Source organism: Kineosporia sp. NBRC 101677, from assembly GCF_030269265.1.
Classification (GTDB): Bacteria; Actinomycetota; Actinomycetes; order Actinomycetales; family Kineosporiaceae; genus Kineosporia; species Kineosporia rhizophila.
Genome location: NZ_BSTA01000003.1, coordinates 244336 through 263113 on the forward strand (window position 1 = coordinate 244336; position 18778 = coordinate 263113).

Below are 18778 nucleotides of genomic sequence, written 5' to 3' on the forward strand. Positions count from 1 at the left end.
CGGTCCAGCCGGTCCAGCCGGTCCAGCCGGTCCAGCCGGTCCAGCCGGTTCACTGCGGCTCAGCGCCGGCCCACCCACAGCAGGTACTCGCGCACGTGCAGCTCGATGAACTCCTCGTCGAGCGGGCGGTGGCTGACCAGGTAGCGGTAGTAGATCGGCGAGCCCAGCATCTCGGCGGCGTGGGCCAGCGGCAGGTCGTGCCGGGCCTCGCCGCGGGCCACGGCGGTGGCCAGGGCCTGCTCCACGATCGCCCGGCGGCGGATCAGCCACTCGGTGGCCACCTCGCTGACCTCGGGGGCGTTGCGGTCGGCGTTGACCAGGTAGCGGAAGGCCGGGCCGACCGGGGTGTCACGCAGCACCAGCACCAGGTTGCGGGCCAGGTGCTCGACGTCGGCGCGCAGCGAGACGTGCTGCGGGGCCGGAGCCAGCTGGTCCATCTGCACCGCGATGGTGGCCAGGATCAGCGCCTCCTTGCTGGGCCAGCGCCGGTATACGGTGGCCGAGCTGACTCCGCAGCGGGCCACCACCGCACGGATGGTGAACTGCTCGACGCCCTCTTCCGAGAGCACCTCGATGGCCGCCCGCAGGATCGCCTCGGTGGTCTCCGGGCTGATCGGGCGCCCGCCCGCCCCACCGCCCGACCGCCCGAGCGTCGGCGCGCTGGGCAGATCAGGCAGCGGGGCCTCGTCGAGGATCGGCTGTTCAGGACTGGGCAACGGAATCCTCGTTCTGCTCGACATTCGGCGTTGCTGAGTGGTGCACGGTTGCCGAGCGGTGCCCGGCGAAGTCTCCGGCGGCCTGCCGCAGGGCGGCCAGGGTCGCCTCGACCGCCTGCGAGGAGGCCGCCCGCGGCGACCTGATCGCACTGATCGTACGGGTTGCCACCGGTTCGATCGGGACCCCGACCACCTCGTCGCCGGTGATGATCGGCAGCACCACCTCCGGTACCAGGGCCACCCCGATCCGGGCCGCGACGCTGCGGGCGATCACCAGATGATCGTCGGTCTGGACTGTGATGTCGGGCACGAAACCGGTGCTTTCACACAGCCGCAACAGATGCGAGCGGCACTGTGGGCATCCCGCGATCCAGTACTCCCCGGCGAGGTCGGACAACTGCACCGAGCTCGCGCCGGCCAGCCGGTGCCCGGCCGGAACGGCCGCGTGCAGCCGTTCCTCCATCAGCACCACCCGTTCGCCGGGCGCCGACGCGGGCCCGGCCGGGTCGTCCGGGTAGTCGAACACCACGGCCAGGTCGCATTCCTCGTCGGCCAGCCGGGTCAGCGCTGCCGGCGGCTCCAGGTCGACCACCGAGAAGGTCAGCCCCGGCTGGCTCTCGCGCAGACTGCGCAGCGCCGCCGGCAGGATCGTGGCCGCTGCGCTGGGGAAGCAGGCGATCCGCACCGACCCGCGGGCCAGGCCGACCACCGTGGTGACCTCCACCTCCGCGCGCCGGATCGACTCCAGCACAGGACGGATGTGGCCGGCTGCGGCGCGGCCGGCCTCGGTCAGGCGCACGCCCGAGGAGGTGCGCACCAGCAGCGGGGCACCGACCCGTCGCTCCAGGGCGGCGAAGGCCTGGGAGACGGCGGGCTGGCTCATCCCCAGGGCCCGGGCGGCACCGGAGAGGGAACCGGTGCTGAGGACTTCCTCCAGCACCCGGAAGTCACGGACGTCGAACATGCCGTTCAGCGTGTCAGCCATAAGCGTTGCTTAGAAGCTCCTTCGCTCCGTTACACAGAACTGTTACACAAAGAAACAGAACCGCTGTTTTCGTTTCTTAGGCTCTTGCCCTGACGATCTAGCATGTCAGAAGCTTTCGGGGTACATAGTTGAACCTAGAACAAGCCGGAGATACGAAAGGGACGTTGTGCTAACTGTCGGAACCACCGCGCCGGACCCGGTCCGCCACGCATCGTCCCTGGTTATGGGCCGTCCGGGATCGGGAGGCCGACGGTGAGCGGTTCGTCGCTGCGTGTCGGCGTCGACGTGGGCGGCACTTTCACCGACGTGGTGCTGCGCGACGACGCGACCGGCCAGTGGTGGGTGCACAAGCTCCCCACCAGCACCCACGACCCGGCCGAGGCGATCCTGCGCGGTGTGCTCTCGGTCACCGCCGCCGCCGGCCGGGAGGCGAGCGGGCTGGGCACCCTGCTGCACGGCACCACCGTGGCCACCAACATGCTGATCGAGCGCGACGGCTCGCGGGTCGGGGTGGTGACCACCGAAGGCTTCGGCGACGTTCTCCACATCGCCCGCAAGAAGCGTCCTCTGAACTTCTCCAGCTACCTCGACGTGCCCTGGCAGTCCGACCCGATCGCCCGCCGCGGTCTGCGCGAGGAGGTCCGCGAGCGCATCGACACCCGCACCGGCTCCGTGCTCGAAGCGCTGGACGAAGACGGTGTGCGCGCCGCCGGGCGGCGCCTGCGCGAGCAGGGCGTGCAGGCCGTGGCGGTCTGCTTCCTGGCCTCGTTCGCCAACCCTGAGCACGAGCGGCGGGCCCGGGAACTGCTGGAGGACGAACTGCCCGGCGCGTTCGTGACCACCAGCACCGAGTGCACCCCGCTCTACCGGGAGTACGAACGCTTCAACACCGCCGTGGTGAACGCCTACGTCGGACCCCGCACCGGCACCTACCTGGACAAGCTGACGGAAGCCGTTGCTGCGGAAGGTATTCGCGCGGGGGTGCGGCTGATGTCTTCCGGGGGCGGCACGATCTCGGCCGAGGTGGCCGCCCGGCAGCCCGTGCAGCTGCTGATGAGCGGGCCGGCCGCCGGAGTGATCGCCGGACGCCGCACCGGGCAGGACATAGGCCGGCCGAACGTGATCACCCTTGACGTGGGCGGCACTTCGACGGACATCGGTGTGGTCCCCGGCGGCGATCTGCGCTACAAGCACCTGCTCGACACCCGGATCTGCGGTGAGGCCCTGATGGTCTCGATGCTCGATGTGGAGACGATCGGGGCCGGCGGAGGCAGCATCGCCTCGGTGAAGCAGGCGGGTGGCTCGTCGGTGCTCTCGGTCGGTCCCCGCAGTGCGGGGGCCTACCCCGGTCCGGCCTGCTATGGACGCGGCGGCGCCGAGCCCACGGCTTCCGATGCGATGGCCGTGCTCGGCTGGCTGCGCCCGGAAACCTTTGCCGGGGGCGCAATGCAGCTGGACGTGGAGGCGGCTCGCCGGGCCGTGGCCACGCTGGGCTTCGACCAGGTGGAGACCGCAGCCGCGGGCATCGTCACCGTGCTGGTCAACGCCATGGCTTCGGCCACCCGGATCCTGTCCGAACGCAAGGGCCTGGACCCGCGCGACTACGCCCTGGTGGCCCAGGGTGGTGCCGGACCGGCCTTCGGCTGCGCGGTGGCCGAGGCGCTGGGCGCCGACTGCGTGCTGGTACCCGCGCACCCGGGCCTGGCCTCGGCCTTCGGTCTGCTCGGCAGCGACCTGCGCTACGAGGTGCAGGCGACGGTGTGGCAGCGCAGCGGGGACGCCGATCTGCCCGTGCTCGCGAGTGCCCTGGCGGAACTGGAGGCTCGGGCGAGCGCGTCGCTGGCGGCCGACCACGTGCCGGACGAACTGCGGGCGATCGAGCGCTCGGCCGATGTTCGGTACGCCGGACAGGGTTACGAGCTGCGGGTGCCGGCCCCGGACGGCGAGGTGGACGCGGCCTGGCTCGACGGGCTGGCCAAGGCCTTCCACCTGCGCCATCAGCAGACCTACGGGCGCAGCTTCCCCGAACAGGAAGTACAGGTGGTGAACGTGTGCGTGGTCGGCGTGGGCAAGGTGGCCGCAGGCCCGCAGCCGGTCTCAGCCGAAGCACACCGACCCGCCCGCCCACCCGGGGTAACACGACACGCCGGAGCCGAGGTTGAGCCGAGTGCAGCGCCAGACCAACCGGGTGCAGTGCCAGACCGACCCGCAGTGCCAGACCGACCCGCAGTGCCAGACCGACCCGCAGTGCCAGACCGACCGAATGCAGTGCCAGACCAACAGAGGACGCCCGCCCCGGCCACCACGACCGACGCCACTTGGTGGGTGGGCGGCTCCGCGGTCACCCTGCCCACCGCCGTCCACCATCGCGACGCCCTGCGCCCCGGCGACCTGATCACCGGCCCGGCCCTGGTCGAGCAGATGGATTCCACCGTCGTCGTCCCGCCCGGCTTCGCCGGTCCGGTGCACCCCGATGGCACACTCGAACTGCGGCTCTCCCCCGGCCGGACCGTCCAGAAGGGGGAGCGCGCGTGAACAAGAACCCGGTTCCGGCCGTTCCGACCGTTCCGACGCTGCCCGGCACCGACCTGTACTGCACCTCCCCGGGTGGCTACACCGAGCGCTACTGGAACCCGGTCGACCTGGACCCGATCACCCTGTCGGTGATCGGCGGGGCGCTCGACGCCACGGCCAAGGAGATGGCCCAGGTGCTGTACCGGATGTCGTACTCCACCCTGATCCGCGAGTCCGAGGACCTCGGCGCCGGGCTGTTCGACGTCGTCGGCCGCGAGTTCTGCGAGTCCGACTCCACGCCCATGCACATCGGCTCGCTGCCCGGCTACATCCGCGGCATCAACCGCAAGCTCGAGGGCACCTACCGGCCGGGCGACGTGATCCTGCACAACGATCCGTACCACGGTGCTGCGCACTCCCCCGACTACGGCGTGCTCATCCCGATCTTCCACGAGGGCCGGCACGTCGCCTTCGCGGCGGCGACCGGGCACCTCAGCGACGTCGGCGGCGCCTCCCCCGGCCTCAGCGTCGACGCGATCGACGTCTTCGCCGAGGGCAAGATCCTCGACGCGGTGCGGCTGGAGCGGGCCGGCGTGCGCAACGAGGACCTGTGGGAGCACGTGCTCGGTAACGTGCGCGCGCCCAGCCAGAACGCGGGGGACATCGAGGCGATGATCTCCTGCTGCCGGCTGGGGGTGCGGCGCTGGGAGGAGCTCGTCGGGCGCTACGGCTTCGACACGGTGATGAGCGCGGCCGAGGCCTGGATGGACCACTCCGAGTCCAAGCTGCGGGCCGCGATCAGCCGGGTGCCGGACGGGGTGTACCGGGCGCCCGAGGGCTTCCTCGACGACGACGGCAAGAACCGCGGCGTGCCGGTCCGGATCGCCACCACCGTCGAGGTGGCCGGCGACGAGATCATCGTCGACCTGACCGGCAGCAACGCCGCGGTCGACACCGCGATCAACGCCCCGCTGGAGGGCAGCGTGCTGCCGACGGTGAACTTCGCAGTGCGCACCCTGCTGCTGGACGAGGCGATCACCGGTGAGCCGGTGCCGCAGAACGACGGCATCTTCCGCGCGGTCAAGGTGCGGGTGCCGGTCGGCACGATCTACAACCCCTCGTTCCCGCACGCCTGCTCCAGCCGGTTCCCGGTGATCAACCGGATCCCCGACCAGGTCAACCTGGCCCTCGCCGAGGTGCTGCCGGACAACGTCACCGGCGGCAACTCCGCCTCGCTGCAGGCTCTCTCGTACAGCGGCTACGACCCGGCCACCGGCGAGTACTGGATCTACGTCGAGGTGGCCGAGGGCTCCTACGGCGGGCGCAGCGGCAAGGACGGGCTGGACTCGGTCGACAACCTGATGTCGAACACCCGCAACACCCCGATCGAGGAGGTCGAGCTGCGCCTGCCGATGCGCAGCCACGGCTACGGCCTGCGGTCCGAGCCCGCCGCCCGCGGGCAGTGGCGCGGTGGCCTTGGCACCCGCCGGGTCTGGCAGTTCCTGGCCCCGGTGATCGTCAGCGCCTCCGGGGACTTCCGTACCGACCCGCCACGTGGCATCTTCGGCGGTGAAGACGGCCGCCGCGGCCGCATCCTCCTCGACGCCGGCACTGCTGCCGAGCGCGAGCTGAACTCCAAGTTCGCCGGGCTCAGCCTGGCCGCCAACACCGTTCTCACCATCGAGGTGCCCAACGGCGCCGGCTACGGCGACCCGGCGCTGCGCTCGGAAACCGCCTGTCACAACGACGTCTTCGACGGTTTCGCAGCCCGCGAACCGGCGCCCACGGACGTCCTCAGAACGCCCTGACCAGCTCCCCTCTCACCATCCCCCGAAGGAAGAACATGAAGAGCTCCAGACTGCTGGCCGGCCTGAGCGCCGTCATCGCCGTGGGTGCACTCGCCGGCTGCGCGACCACCGACTCGGGCTCCGGCTCCGGGTCGGACTCCGGCTCGGGCGGGACCACCAGCCAGACGCTGACCACGATCATCGGCAACGACATCGACTCGCTCGACCCGCAGGCGCAGGGCACCACCAGCGTGATGCAGATCGTCGACATGATGGTCGAGGAGCTCACCGCGATCGACGCCACCGGCACCGCCCAGCCGGAACTGGCCGAGAGCTGGGAGACCTCGGAAGACGGGAAGACCTGGACATTCAAGCTGAAGAGCGGGGTGAAGTTCTCCGACGGCGCCGCTTTCGACGCCGAGGCAGCCAAGTTCAGCCTGGACCGCCTGCTCTCGCCGGACACCTACAAGGCCGCACCGAACGAGCTGGCCGTGATCGACAGCGTCGAGGCCACCGACGCCAGCACCCTGACGATCACCACCAAGACGCCGTTCCCGGCCCTGGCCCAGGCGCTGAGTCTGCCCATCGCCGGGGTGATCTCGCCGGACTCGGTCACCGCCGAGGGCAACACCGCCGAGCAGATCAAGGTTCCGGTCGGCACCGGCCCGTACGTGTACGACAGCTACACCGCGGGCGACCACATCACGATGACCCGTAACGATGCCTACTGGGGCGAAGAGCCCGCGTACCAGACGCAGACCTACCGGTTCGTGACCGACGCCTCGGCCCGGATGGCCGCCCTGCAGTCCGGCGACGCCCAGGTGATCGCCAGCCCGCCCGCGAGTTCGCTGTCGCAGCTGGAGAACTCGGCCGAACAGGACCTCCTGCTGTTCGACTCCTCCTACTCGGTGCAGATCGGCTTCAACACCCAGAACAGCAAGAACCCGAAGCTGAACGACCCGAAGGTGCGCCAGGCGCTCTCGCTGGCGATCGACCGCGACACCGTCATCGAGAAGGTCCTGTTCGGCACCGGCACCCAGCTCACCGGTCCGCTGCCGAAGTCGGTGGCCGGCAACGCCGACGCCGAGATGCCCGGCTACGACCCCGACCAGGCCCGGCAGCTGCTGGCCGAGGCCGGGGCGAGCGACCTGAAGCTCACCATGGTCTCCTCCGACGGCCGCTTCCTCAACGACTACAAGGTGGCCCAGGCCGTGGCCGGCTACCTGCGCGACGTCGGCGTCGAGGTCACCCTGGAGAACCCGACCGACTTCACCACCTACCTGGCCGGGGTGATGGTCGACCCGAAGGAGGCGACCAGCGACCTGCGGCTGATCGGCTGGGGTTCCATCTACCTGGACGCCAGTCAGGCGCTGCTGCAGTTCCGTAGCGACCAGGTCCCGCCGAACGGCTTCAACGGCACCTACTTCAGCGACGAGAAGTACGACGAGCTGGTGCTGAAGGGCAACGGCACGATCGACGCGGCCGAGCGCGAGGCGGCCTACGCCGAGGCCCAGGAGTACCTGGTCTCCCAGGCCCCGACGATGTGGCTGTACCAGGTGAAGAACGCGGTGGCCACGTCGTCCGGCGTGACCGGTGTCGAGGGCCTGGCCAACAACATGTTCGTGACCACCTGGGCCACCCCGGCGTCCTGAGACCGGTTCGGAGAGGAAGACCATGACCACCGACAACCAGAAACAGCTTGAGGACGTCCGTGAGCTGTACCGCTCCAAGGGCGTCGGGCACCGGCTCGGGTTCGGGACGAAGGCCGCGGTGGTCGTGGTCGACTTCCAGAAGCAGTACACCCGCACCTGGAGAGCGAAATCGCTCGTCCCGGTGCAGAACACGGCGACCCTGCTGGCCGCGGCGCGGTCGGCGGGGGCGCCCGTGGCCTACACCTACATCGGTTTCGAGAAGGACGACCGCAACGCCGGGGTGTTCGGCGAGAAGGCCTCCACCCTGCTGGAGAACGTGATCGGCACCGAACCGGCGGAGATCGACGAGCTGATCACCCCGCAGCCCGGCGACGCGGTGATCGCCAAGAAGGTGCCCTCCTCGTTCTTCGGCAACACTCTCGCCGAGGACCTGAAGGCCCAGGGCGTGGACACGGTGGTCGTGGTCGGCACCTCCACCAGCGGCTGTGTGCGGGCCACGGTGGTGGACAGCCTGAGCCACAACTTCCGCACGATGCTGGTGCGTGACTGCGTGATGGACAGCAACCAGCTGGCCCACGACATCACCCTCACCGACGTGGACATCAAGTACGGCGACGTGATCGGTCTGGACGAGGCCGTGGCCTACTTCGAAGGGAAAGCCCAGTGAGTACACCGGATCTGGTGATCCGGGGTGGCCGGGTGGTCACCTCCGGCTCGGACGCGCCGGCCGATGTCGCAATCAAGGACGGGGTGGTCATCTCGGTCGGGACCGGCATCCCCCGGGGACACGAGGAAGTGGACGCCAAGGGCAAACTCGTCCTGCCCGGCGGGATGGACCTGCACGTCCACCTCTCCCCGGTGAACCTGCCCGACCGCCAGCTGGCCTGGGCCGACGACTACACCAGCGGCACCCAGGCCGCCGCGGCCGGGGGCGTGACCACGATCGGTGACATCACCTTCCCGATCCCCGGAGAATCGCTGCCCGAGGCGTTCGACCGGGCGGTGTCCAGCGCCGGCGACCAGGCCGTGGTTGATTTCGCGCTGCACACCGTGCTTCTCGATCCGTCTGCCGACCGGCTTCCCGAGATCGCCCAGCTGCGCGAGCGCGGTGCCCGCAGCCTGAAGATCTTCATGCACCTGTTCGGGTTCGAGACCCGGGCCGCGGAGTACCTGCGGGTGCTGGCCCAGGCCGGGCGGGACGACATGCTGAGCCTGGTGCACTGCGAGGACTCCTGCGTGATCGGGCACGAGCTGGAGAAGCTGGTGGAGGCGGGCGAGACCGGGATCGAGAACTTCCCGAGAATGCGTCCGGTGTCATCGGAGTCCGCGGCGGTGGAGCGGGCCATCGCGTTCGCCGAATCGGCCGACGCCCCGATCTACATCGTGCACCTGTCCAGCGCCCGGGCCCTGGACGCGGCAACGGCGGCCCGGCGCCGGGGTCTGCCGGTCTACGTCGAGACCCGGCCGATCTACCTGCTGTTCGACGAGTCCCGCTACCAGTCGGACACACCCGGCCTGTACGTGGGCAACCCGCCGCTGCGCAGCCGCTCCGACGTGGACGCGCTCTGGGCCGGACTGGCTGCCGGTGACATCGCCACCTGCTGCACCGACCACGCCCCGTGGAAGCGCGAGCAGAAGCTGGCCCCCGAGGTCGACGTGACCATGACCCGCCCGGGCATGGCCGACCTGGAGACCCTGATGCCGGCGCTGTTCAGCGAGGGCGTGCTGAAGGGCCGGATCTCGCTGCAGCGCTTCGTCGAGGCCACCTCCACCAACGCCGCCCGGCTGTTCGGCCTGTACCCGCGCAAGGGCACCATCGCCCCGGGCGCGGACGCCGACATCACCGTCTTCGACCCGGAGCTGACCAAGCCGGTGCGCGGCGCCGAGCTCTACAGCCGGGCCAGGATGAGCCTGCTGGAGGGGGTGGAGCTCACCGGCTGGCCGGTGCGCACGATCAGCCGCGGTGAGACCGTGATGCTGGACGGAGAGGTGCTGGGCAGGCCCGGGCGAGGACGCCTGGCCCAGCCCGCCGACCTGCCCCGCCTGGCCACCCCCAGGGCACCGATTCTGTAGTAGGAGAATACCTTTGAGTGACGTTCTGATCATCGGCGGCGGTATCGTCGGGATGACCACCGCGCTGGCCCTGGCCGGGTCCGGCACCAGCGTGACCATCGTGGACAAGGGCCGTCTGGGCGAGGGGTCCAGTTCGCTGAACGCCGGCGGCATCCGCTCGCAGTTCTTCAAGGGCCCCAACATCGAGGCGGCCAACCGCACCAAGGCCTGGCTGCGCACCTTCGAGGCCGAGGAGGGCGTGGACCTGGAGTACGACCAGAACGGCTACCTGTTCCTGGTCACCTCCCAGGCTCAGCACGACCGGCTGGCCGAGGGCGTGGCCATCCAGAACGCCCACGGCGCCGACACCCGGATGATCAGCCGGGCCGAGACCGAGGCGCTGCTGCCGCACGTGAACCTGGACGGCGTGATCGGCGGCTGCTTCGGCCCGACCGACGGCCACCTGAACCCGCGCGTGCTGATGCCTGCCCTGGCCGCGAAGGTCCGGCGTTCGAGCATCACGGTGCTGGAAGACCGCCGGGTGCTGAAGCTGGTGCTCGACGGCGACAAGGTGACCGGGGTGGAGACCGACCGGGGTGTGCTGAGCGCCGGGGTCGTGGTCACCTGCGCGGGCGCCTGGTCGGTCGGCATCGGGCGCACCTACGGTCAGGAACTGCCGATCCTGCCGCGCCGCTCGCAGGTCTTCGTGATGGAGCAGACCCCGGAGATCCCCGAGAACGCGCCGCACACCTTCGACTTCGACGCCGGCATCTACGTGCGCCGGGCCGGGCAGGGCATCTGGTCGGGTGCCGCGTTCAAGCCGGTGCTGGACGAGGTGCCGGACGTGGTCGAGGCGGACTGGACCGAGGGCGAGGAACTGGCCCGCCGCCTGGCCGTGCGGGTACCGGCCCTCAAGGGCCGCCGGTTCGAGCGCAACTGGGCCGGGCCGATCGAGGTCACCCCGGACGACAACCCGCTGATCGGTTTCTCCACGTTCGAGAACTACTTCCTGGCCACCGGCTTCAGTGGCCACGGCATGTGCATCGGCCCGGGTCTGGCCCAGGACATCGCCGATGCCGTCCACGGCCGGGACCCGCAGACCGACCTGTCGATCTTCCGCCCCGAGCGCTTCACCGACGGCGGCGAGATCGCCAAGGAGGGCATGTGGCTGGCCGAGCGTCCGGCCAGCTTCTCGATCTGGGCCGCCCGCGAGTGGGACGACGAGGCCGTCCGCTGATGAGCGCCGTCGACGGGGAGTTCCCGCACAGCTCGCACTGGGGTGCGTTCACCGCCGTGGTCGAGAACGGCAAGCTGGTCCAGGCGCGGCCGCACGCCGGTGACACCGACCCGTCCGACCTGCTCACATCGATCCCGGACATCGTGGAATCGCCGCTGCGGGTGAACGCGCCGTCGGTGCGCCGGTCCTGGCTGGAGCACGGTCCGGGTGCGCGCACCGATCTGCGCGGGACCGAGGAGTTCGTCGAGGTCTCCTGGGAGCAGGCCCTCGACCTGGTCGCCGGGGAACTGGAGCGGGTGCGCACGCAGCACGGCAACGACGCGATCTTCGGCGGCTCGTACGGCTGGTCCAGCGCCGGCCGCTTCCACCACGCCAAGACCCAGGTGAACCGCTTCCTGAACCGGATCGGCGGCTTCACCGACCAGAAGCACAACTACTCCTTCGCCACCGGCCTGGCCGTGCTGCCGCACATCGTCGGCGATCCGGCGATGGTCAGCGGCGAGGTCACCACCTGGGCCCGGCTGCAGGGCGCGACCACGCTGTGGGTGGCCTTCGGCGGCCTGCCCCTGCGCACCGCCCAGGCCGAGGCCGGCGGCATCACCCGGCACGTGGGGCGCGACAACCTGGGCGAGATGGCCCGGACCGGGACGCACTTCGTGAACGTCAGCCCGCTGCGCGACGACATCCACGCCGAGATCGACCCGGAATGGGTGGCGCTGCGGGCCAACACCGACACCGCGCTGATGCTCGGCCTGGCCCACACGCTGGAGCGGGACGGGCTGGTGGACAAGAACTTCCTGAACCGCTGCACGCACGGCTACGAGACCTTCCGGCAGTACCTGCTCGGCGAGAGCGACGGCCGGCCGAAGACCGCCGCCTGGGCCGCCCACATCTGCGGCCTCGACGAGGAGTTCATCGTCGGCCTGGCCCACCGGATGGCGAACAACCGCACGTTCATCACCACCACCTGGTCGCTGCAGCGCGCCGAGTACGGCGAGCAGCCGTACTGGATGACGGTGACGCTGGCCGCCATGCTCGGCCAGATCGGCCTGGCCGGGGGCGGATTCTCGTTCGGCTACGGCAACTCCGCCGGGATGGGCTCGTCCAAGCTGCCGTTCGGCACGCCGGTGCTGCCGGCCGGCCCCCGGCAGGGCGACTCGTGGATCCCGGTCGCCCGGCACACCGAGATGCTCGAGAACCCCGGCGGCGAGTACGAGTTCGACGGCGAGAAGCGCACCTACCCGCACATCCGGCTGATCTACTGGGCCGGGGGCAACCCGTTCCACCACCACCAGGACCTGAACCGGCTGGCTGCCGCCTGGCGCCGGCCCGAGACCATCGTGGTGCACGAACCCTGGTGGACCCCGACCGCGCGCCGGGCCGACATCGTCCTTCCGGCCACCACCACGCTGGAACGCAACGACATCGGCGCCAGCTCGCGCGACCGGGTGCTGGTGGCGATGAAGCGCGCGGTCGAGCCGGTCGGGCAGGCCCGCGACGACTTCGCCATCTTCAGCGCGCTGGCCGAACGGCTCGGCGTCGCAGCGGAGTACACCGAGGGCCGCACCGAGATGGAGTGGCTGCGCTTCCTCTACGACGCCAGCCGGGACAAGGCCGCGGTCTTCGGTGTCCAGATGCCCGGCTTCGAGCAGTTCTGGGAAAAGGGCGAGGTCGCGATCGAGCACGACGGCGAACGCACGCTGATGGCCGAGTTCCGTCAGGATCCGGCGGCCAACCCCCTGCGCACACCGACCGGGAAGATCGAGATCACCAGCGACGTGGTGGCCGGTTTCGGCTACGACGACTGCCCGGGTCATCCGGTGTGGCTGGAGCCCCGGGAGTGGGCCGGCTCGCCGCTCGCCCAGCAGTACCCGCTGCACCTGATCAGCAATCAGCCCAGGCACCGTCTGCACGGGCAGCTCGACATGGGACGGGTCTCCCGCGCGGCGAAGGTGGCCGGCCGGGAACCGGTCCGGCTCAACCCCGAGGACGCCGCTGCCCGGGGCATCTGCGACGGCGACCTGGTCGAGGTGTTCAACGGCCGGGGCCGGGTGCTGGCCGGGGCGGTGCTCTCGGACGCGTTGCGCGCGGGCGTGATCCAGCTCTCCACCGGCGCCTGGCACGACCCGGTCGACCCGGCCGCTGCATCTCTCGACCGTCACGGCAACGCGAACGTCCTGACCCGGGACGTCGGCACCTCGCGCCTGGGGCAGGGACCGAGTGCGCACTCCACGCTGGTCGAGGTGCGCAAGGCGACCGAAGACCCGGGGCCGGTCGCCGTACATCACCCGCCCATGATCGTCCCCAATTTCGGCTCTGCGGAGACTCCGGCATGATCCGCTACACCCTGACCCGGATCGGGTCGGTCGTCCCCACCGTGCTGGGCGCCGCCACGGTGGCGTTCCTGCTGCTGCGGCTGATCCCGGGCGATCCGGCCCGGATCTCGGCCGGGCCCACCGCGACCCCCGAGCAGGTCGAGCACCTGCGCAGTCAGCTGGGCCTGGACCAGCCGTGGTGGTCGCAGTACCTGGAGTTCCTGCGCAACCTGTTCACCGGGAGCCTGGGAACCTCCACCCGCAGCGGCAACTCGGTGATGGCGGAGATCTCCACCCGGCTGCCGTTCACCATCCAGCTGGCGTTCTGGGCGATGCTGATCGCGATCGTGGTCGGCTGCGCCCTGGGCATCGTCGGGGCGCTCTACCGCGGCCGGTTCGTCGACTTCGTGTTCTCGGCGGTCTCGGTGGTCGGGGTCTCGGCCCCGGTGTTCTGGATCGGCCTGATGATGATCGTGCTGTTCTCGGTGAAGCTGGGCTGGTTCCCGGCCTCCGGTGCGGCCACCCCGGCCAGCGTGGTGCTGCCGGCCTGCGCGCTGTCGCTGTTCGCGATCGGTTTCATCTCCCGCCAGACCCGCTCGGCGATGATCGACGCGCTCTCGATGGACGCGATCCGCACCGCCCGGGCCAAGGGCATGAGCGGGTTCAACGTGGTCGGCAAGCAGGCCCTGCGCAATGCCCTGGTCCCGGTGATCACCGTGGTCGGCCTGCAGTTCGGGCAGATGCTCGGCGGCTCGATCCTGACCGAGTCGGTGTTCGGCTGGCCCGGGATCGGGCAGCTGCTGGTCAACTCGATCACCAACCGCGACTACCCGGTGGTGCAGGGCGTGGTCTTCGTGGTGGCCGTGATGCTGATCCTGGTGAACCTGGCCACCGACCTGCTCTACTCCGCGATCGACCCGAGGGTGCGTCATGGCCACTGAGACTCCCGCCGCCGTCCCGGTCACGACGGCCCTTCCGCGGCGCCGTTCGTTCCTGGGCGCCCTGTGGCGGCACCGCAGCTCGAGGGTCGGCCTGATCCTGGTCGGGTTCACCCTGGCGGTGGCCCTGATCGGGCCGTTCCTGGTGCTCGGCAGCGCCTCGTCCGACCCGAACCACCAGGACCTCTCGCAGAGCCTGCTGGGCAGTTCTTCCGGCCACTGGCTGGGCACCGACGACCTGGGCCGCGACGAGCTGGTCCGGATCGTGAACGGCGCCCGCTACACCCTGGTCATGGCGGTGGCCGCGGTGGCCATCGCCGCGGCGGCCGGGCTGGTCGTGGGGGCGGTCTCCGGCTACGCGGGCGGCTGGACCGACCTGGTCATCCAGCGCCTGGTCGACATCATCCTGTCGTTCCCCGGCTTCCTGATGGCGCTCTCGCTGGTGGCGATCCTCGGCACCGGGATGACCAACCTGATCATCGCGGTGGCGGTCTCGGCCTTTCCCCGGTTCGTCCGGGTCACCCGCAGCGGGGTGCTCACCGTGATGCGGCTGCCCTACGTGGAGGCCGCCCGCTCGCAGGGGCTTCCGCCGCTGCGGATCCTGCGCCGCCACGTGGTGCCCAACGCCCTGGGCGCGCTGATCGTGCAGACCCCGCTGGAGATCGGCTCGGCCGTGCTCACCGGCGCGGGTCTGGGCTTCCTCGGCCTGGGGGTGGCCGAGCCGACGCCGGAGTGGGGCGCGATGCTCGGCGACGGCCGCGACCTGCTGTTCACCGACCCCACGCTGGTGACCTACCCGGGTATCGCGATCTTCGTCGCCATCCTCGGTTTCAACCTCCTGGGCGACGGCATCCGCGATGTCCTCGACCCCCGGCACTCCACGAGCAGGTGAGCCCGTTGACCTCTTTGCTGAGCGTGCGCGACCTGCGCACCGCCTTCAACGGCCAGACCGTCGTCGACGGGGTGGACCTCGACCTGCAGCCCGGCCGGACCCTCGGCCTGGTCGGCGAGTCCGGCTCCGGCAAGAGCGTCACCGCGCTGTCGGTGATGGGCCTGCTCGACCGGGGCGGCCAGGTGCTGCCCGGATCGTCGATCCGGCTGGAGGGCCGCGAGCTGGCCGGCCTGGGCGAGCGCGGGCTGCGCGAGGTGCGCGGCCGGCGGATGGCGATGATCTTCCAGGAACCGATGTCGTCGCTGAACCCGGTGTACACCGTGGGCGACCAGGTGGCCGAGACCGTGCGCCGGCACCGGGGCCTCAGCCGGCGGGCGGCCCGGGAGCGTGCCGTGGAACTGCTGCGGCTGGTCGGCATCTCGGCCCCGGAGCGGCGGGTCACCGAGTACCCGCACCAGCTCTCGGGCGGGATGCGGCAGCGGGTGATGATCGCGATCGCCATCTCGGCCGACCCGGCCGTGCTGATCGCCGACGAGCCGACCACCGCGCTGGACGTGACCATCCAGGGACAGATCCTGACCCTGCTGAAAGAGCTGCAGGAACGGCTGAACATGGCGATCCTGATGATCACGCACGACCTGGGCGTGGTCTCGCAGATCGCCGACGACGTGGCGGTGATGTACGCGGGCCAGGTGATCGAGCGCACCGGGACGCAGCGCCTGGTGGGCAACCCGGCGCACCCGTACTCGCGTGGTCTGCTGGCCTCGGTGCCCCGCCTGGGCATGGACCGCAACGTGCCGTTGCCCTCGATCCCCGGTTCGGTGCCCAGCCCGGCCGACTGGCCGGCCGGGTGCCGCTTCGCCGACCGCTGCGAGTTCGTCACCCCCGGGTGCCGCGAGAAGCCTCCGCTGCTGCTGGAGCGCTGGCCCGGGCACGAGGTGGCGTGCGATCACCCGCTGGTCGACGGCGTACCCGTCCCGAACTCCTCCCGAGAGGTGGTGAGCTGATGACGATCACCGACCGCACCCCCAAGCCCCTGCTCAGCACCCGGGGCGCCAGCGTCGAGTTCACCGTGCGGGGCCGGCGCGGCAAGACGGTCGTGCCTGCCGTGCAGGACATCGACCTGGACATCGTCCCCGGCGAGACTCTCGGCCTGGTCGGTGAGTCCGGCTGCGGCAAGTCCACTCTCGGCCGGGCGCTGGTGCGTCTGGTCGACGTCACCCGTGGCAGCGTGGAGTTCGAGGGCCAAGACATCAGCGGCCTGAAGGGCAAGGAGCTGCGCGGCCTGCGCCGGCACCTGCAACTGGTGTTCCAGGACCCGATGAGCTCACTCAACCCGCGACTGAAGGTGCGGGACCTGATCGGCGAGGCCCCCCTCGTCCATGGTCTGGCCACCAAGGACAGCCTCGACGACCTGGTGACCACCGCTCTGGAGCGGGTCGGCCTGCCGCGATCGGCCGCCGACCGCTATCCGCACCAGTTCTCCGGCGGGCAGCGCCAGCGCATCGGCATCGCCCGCGCGCTGGCCCTGGAGCCGAGGTTCGTGGTGGCCGACGAACCGGTCTCCGCCCTCGACGTGTCGGTGCAGTCGCAGGTGGTCAACCTGCTCGTCGAACTGCAGCGCGACCTCGGCCTGACCTACCTCTTCGTGGCCCACGACCTGGCCGTGGTCGACTATGTGTCCGACCGGGTGGCGGTGATGTACCTGGGGCGGATCGTCGAGATCGGCACCGACGAGGACATCCGCGAGCGCCCCCGCCACCCCTACACCCGGGCCCTTCTGGCCGCGGCCCCGCAGATCGGCCGCCGGGAGGTCGCTCCCCCGCTGTCCGGTGACGTGCCCTCGGTGGTGAACCCGCCCTCCGGCTGCCCGTTCCGCACCCGTTGCCCGCTGGCCGAACCGCAGTGCGCCGAGACCCGGCCCGAACTGCGCCTGGTGGACCGCCACCAGGTCGCCTGCCATCTCGCCTGAACCCCCGCTAGGAAAGAGGAAAGTCGTGACCCAGACCGACACCCCCGAGAACGACCTGCAGATCACCGAGCGGATCCAGCCGATCTCGGTCAGCACGAAGTACGACCAGCGTTTCCACTCCGTCACGCAGATCCGTGACCTGGAGCCGCTGCACCACGACGAGCCGGTCGACCTGGGCGGGGGCAACACCGGCCCGACCGCGCTGGAGGCCACCCTGGCCGCGTTCAACGCCTGCAGCGCGATGATCATGTTCGTGCTCCGGCGTGAGCAGAAGTTCGACCTGGGCGGGGTGGAGTTCAGGACCGGTGGTTTCATCGACGTGCGCCGCGCCGAGATGCGCCGCACCAAGAAGAAGTACAGTGAGATCGAGCCGGTGGCGCGGCACTACCAGCGGGTCGAGCAGGAGGTCGTGATCACCACCTCCGAACCGCAGGAGCGCATCGACCACTTCAAGGCCGAGGTCGAGCGGCTGTGCCCGATGTACGCGCTGCTGTCCGACGCGGGTGTGCCGCTGACCATCACCTGGACCGTGGTGCGCCCGGATGCCTGAGGCTTCGGGAGTGCTGACTGCCGGCGCCGTCGTGGTCGGGGGCGGGATCAACGGCGCCGCCCTGGCCTACTATCTGGCCAGTTCCGGCGTGGAAAACGTGGTGCTGCTGGAGGCCACCGAGCTGGGCTCCGGGGCCACCGCCGGATCGATGGGCAACGTGCGCCAGCAGTACGGCACCGCCCTCGAGATCGAGTGCTCCCGGCGGGGTCTGGCGTTCTGGAAGTCGCTGGGCTCCTCCTTCGGCCTGACGGTGCCGTTCCACGAGGACGGCTACCTCATGCTGACCTCGAACGAGGCGTCGGCCGAGACCCTGCGCAAGCACGCGGCGGTGCAGATCGAGCAGGGCATGCCCGACGTGCACCTGCTCACCCCCGACCAGATCCCCGACGTGGCGCCCTATCTGGACACCACCGGGCTGGTGCTGGGCTCGTACACGCCGCTCGACGGGCACGTCATGCCCACCGACGGGGTGACTGCGCTGGTGGCCGCCGCCCGGTCGCTGGGTGTCGTGGTGAAGCGGCACTGGCCGGTCGAGGCCGTGGTGCGCGAAGGCAGCTCCTGGCGGGTGCAGGGCCCGCAGGGTGAGGTCGTGGCGCCGAAGGTGGCGCTGGTGGCCGGGATCGGCACCAAGAAGCTCGTCGAGCCGTTCGGCGTCCAGCTGGACATGTACGAGGGCCGGCACCTGGGCCTGATCACCGAGAACTACCTGCCGGGGCGGAAACTGCCCACCACGGTGGACATCGACACCGGCATGGTGATCGAGCGCGAGGGCGACCAGCTGATGGTCGCGATGCTCTCGCGCAACCCGGCGCCGCGCGACTACGACCACCTGGCCGAGCTGTTCTACGAGGCCGCGAGCGTGCGCGCCCCGCAGCTGACCGACCTGTCGATGGTCAGCCGGTACACCGCCTGGCCGGTGCTCGGCGGGGACGGCCACCCGTACGTCGGCCTGGTCGAAGAGGGCCTGTGGGCACTCACTTTCACCGGTCACGGGGCCATGCACGGGCCGCCGGTGGCGCAGGCCCTGGCCCGCGAGATGATCGGCGACCCCGACGGCACGCTGGACCTGTCCGAGTGGGACATCCGCCGCGAACCGGCCGAGCAGTCGGTGCTCTGGCGGCGTCAGGGCAAGGAATAGAGGACGTCGGTGGCCCCCTGGTCCCGCCGG

The 18778-nt window shown here is 70.5% G+C and carries 15 protein-coding genes; 13 read left to right on the plus strand and 2 right to left on the minus strand.

Annotation, left to right across the window (positions count from 1 at the left end):
• Positions 1-59: 59 nt before the first annotated feature.
• On the minus strand, positions 60-716 hold the full coding sequence (locus tag QSK18_RS10520; protein ID WP_232815382.1) for a TetR/AcrR family transcriptional regulator: 657 nt from the start codon (positions 714-716) through the stop codon (positions 60-62).
• The gene (locus QSK18_RS10525; RefSeq protein ID WP_232815383.1) at positions 703-1701 is read right to left on the minus strand and encodes a LysR family transcriptional regulator; all 999 of its coding nucleotides are present in this window, start codon (positions 1699-1701) and stop codon (positions 703-705) included. Before QSK18_RS10525 ends, QSK18_RS10520 begins: the two co-directional genes overlap by 14 nt.
• A gap of 252 nt (positions 1702-1953) precedes the next feature.
• On the opposite strand from QSK18_RS10525, the gene QSK18_RS10530 reads away from it, so the two are divergent.
• Genes QSK18_RS10530 through QSK18_RS10590 form a run of 13 tightly spaced genes read left to right on the plus strand, consistent with a single transcriptional unit; the run spans position 1954 to position 18748 of the window.
• Positions 1954-4236, plus strand: coding sequence for a hydantoinase/oxoprolinase family protein (locus QSK18_RS10530; protein ID WP_285618258.1), 2283 nt, complete (start codon positions 1954-1956; stop codon positions 4234-4236).
• Positions 4233-6023, plus strand: coding sequence for a hydantoinase B/oxoprolinase family protein (locus QSK18_RS10535; protein ID WP_285618260.1), 1791 nt, complete (start codon positions 4233-4235; stop codon positions 6021-6023). The genes QSK18_RS10530 and QSK18_RS10535 overlap by 4 nt, the downstream gene beginning before the upstream one ends.
• 35 nt (positions 6024-6058) lie before the next feature.
• Positions 6059-7654: an ABC transporter substrate-binding protein gene (locus tag QSK18_RS10540; RefSeq protein ID WP_285618262.1), complete on the plus strand. Its 1596-nt coding sequence runs from the start codon at positions 6059-6061 to the stop codon at positions 7652-7654.
• 22 nt (positions 7655-7676) lie between these two features.
• Positions 7677-8321 (plus strand): isochorismatase family protein, encoded by a 645-nt coding sequence (locus QSK18_RS10545; RefSeq protein ID WP_285618264.1) that lies wholly within the window; start codon positions 7677-7679, stop codon positions 8319-8321.
• The gene (locus QSK18_RS10550) at positions 8318-9727 is read left to right on the plus strand and encodes an amidohydrolase family protein (RefSeq protein ID WP_232810611.1); all 1410 of its coding nucleotides are present in this window, start codon (positions 8318-8320) and stop codon (positions 9725-9727) included. Before QSK18_RS10545 ends, QSK18_RS10550 begins: the two co-directional genes overlap by 4 nt.
• 13 nt (positions 9728-9740) lie before the next feature.
• Positions 9741-10943, plus strand: coding sequence for an NAD(P)/FAD-dependent oxidoreductase (locus QSK18_RS10555; protein ID WP_285618268.1), 1203 nt, complete (start codon positions 9741-9743; stop codon positions 10941-10943).
• Complete coding sequence (locus QSK18_RS10560; RefSeq protein WP_285618270.1) at positions 10943-13279, plus strand: molybdopterin-dependent oxidoreductase; 2337 nt, start codon at positions 10943-10945, stop codon at positions 13277-13279. The genes QSK18_RS10555 and QSK18_RS10560 overlap by 1 nt, the downstream gene beginning before the upstream one ends.
• Positions 13276-14199 (plus strand): ABC transporter permease, encoded by a 924-nt coding sequence (locus tag QSK18_RS10565; protein ID WP_232810608.1) that lies wholly within the window; start codon positions 13276-13278, stop codon positions 14197-14199. Before QSK18_RS10560 ends, QSK18_RS10565 begins: the two co-directional genes overlap by 4 nt.
• Positions 14189-15088: an ABC transporter permease gene (locus tag QSK18_RS10570; protein WP_285618272.1), complete on the plus strand. Its 900-nt coding sequence runs from the start codon at positions 14189-14191 to the stop codon at positions 15086-15088. The genes QSK18_RS10565 and QSK18_RS10570 overlap by 11 nt, the downstream gene beginning before the upstream one ends.
• Positions 15085-16095: an ABC transporter ATP-binding protein gene (locus QSK18_RS10575; protein WP_352396513.1), complete on the plus strand. Its 1011-nt coding sequence runs from the start codon at positions 15085-15087 to the stop codon at positions 16093-16095. The genes QSK18_RS10570 and QSK18_RS10575 overlap by 4 nt, the downstream gene beginning before the upstream one ends.
• Complete coding sequence (locus QSK18_RS10580; protein WP_285618275.1) at positions 16095-17060, plus strand: ABC transporter ATP-binding protein; 966 nt, start codon at positions 16095-16097, stop codon at positions 17058-17060. Before QSK18_RS10575 ends, QSK18_RS10580 begins: the two co-directional genes overlap by 1 nt.
• Before the next feature lie 25 nt (positions 17061-17085).
• On the plus strand, positions 17086-17610 hold the full coding sequence (locus QSK18_RS10585) for an OsmC family protein (protein ID WP_232810604.1): 525 nt from the start codon (positions 17086-17088) through the stop codon (positions 17608-17610).
• A complete protein-coding gene (locus tag QSK18_RS10590) occupies positions 17603-18748 on the plus strand; it encodes an NAD(P)/FAD-dependent oxidoreductase (RefSeq protein ID WP_285618280.1) in 1146 nt (381 codons plus the stop codon). Before QSK18_RS10585 ends, QSK18_RS10590 begins: the two co-directional genes overlap by 8 nt.
• The last annotated feature ends 30 nt before the right edge of the window (positions 18749-18778 follow it).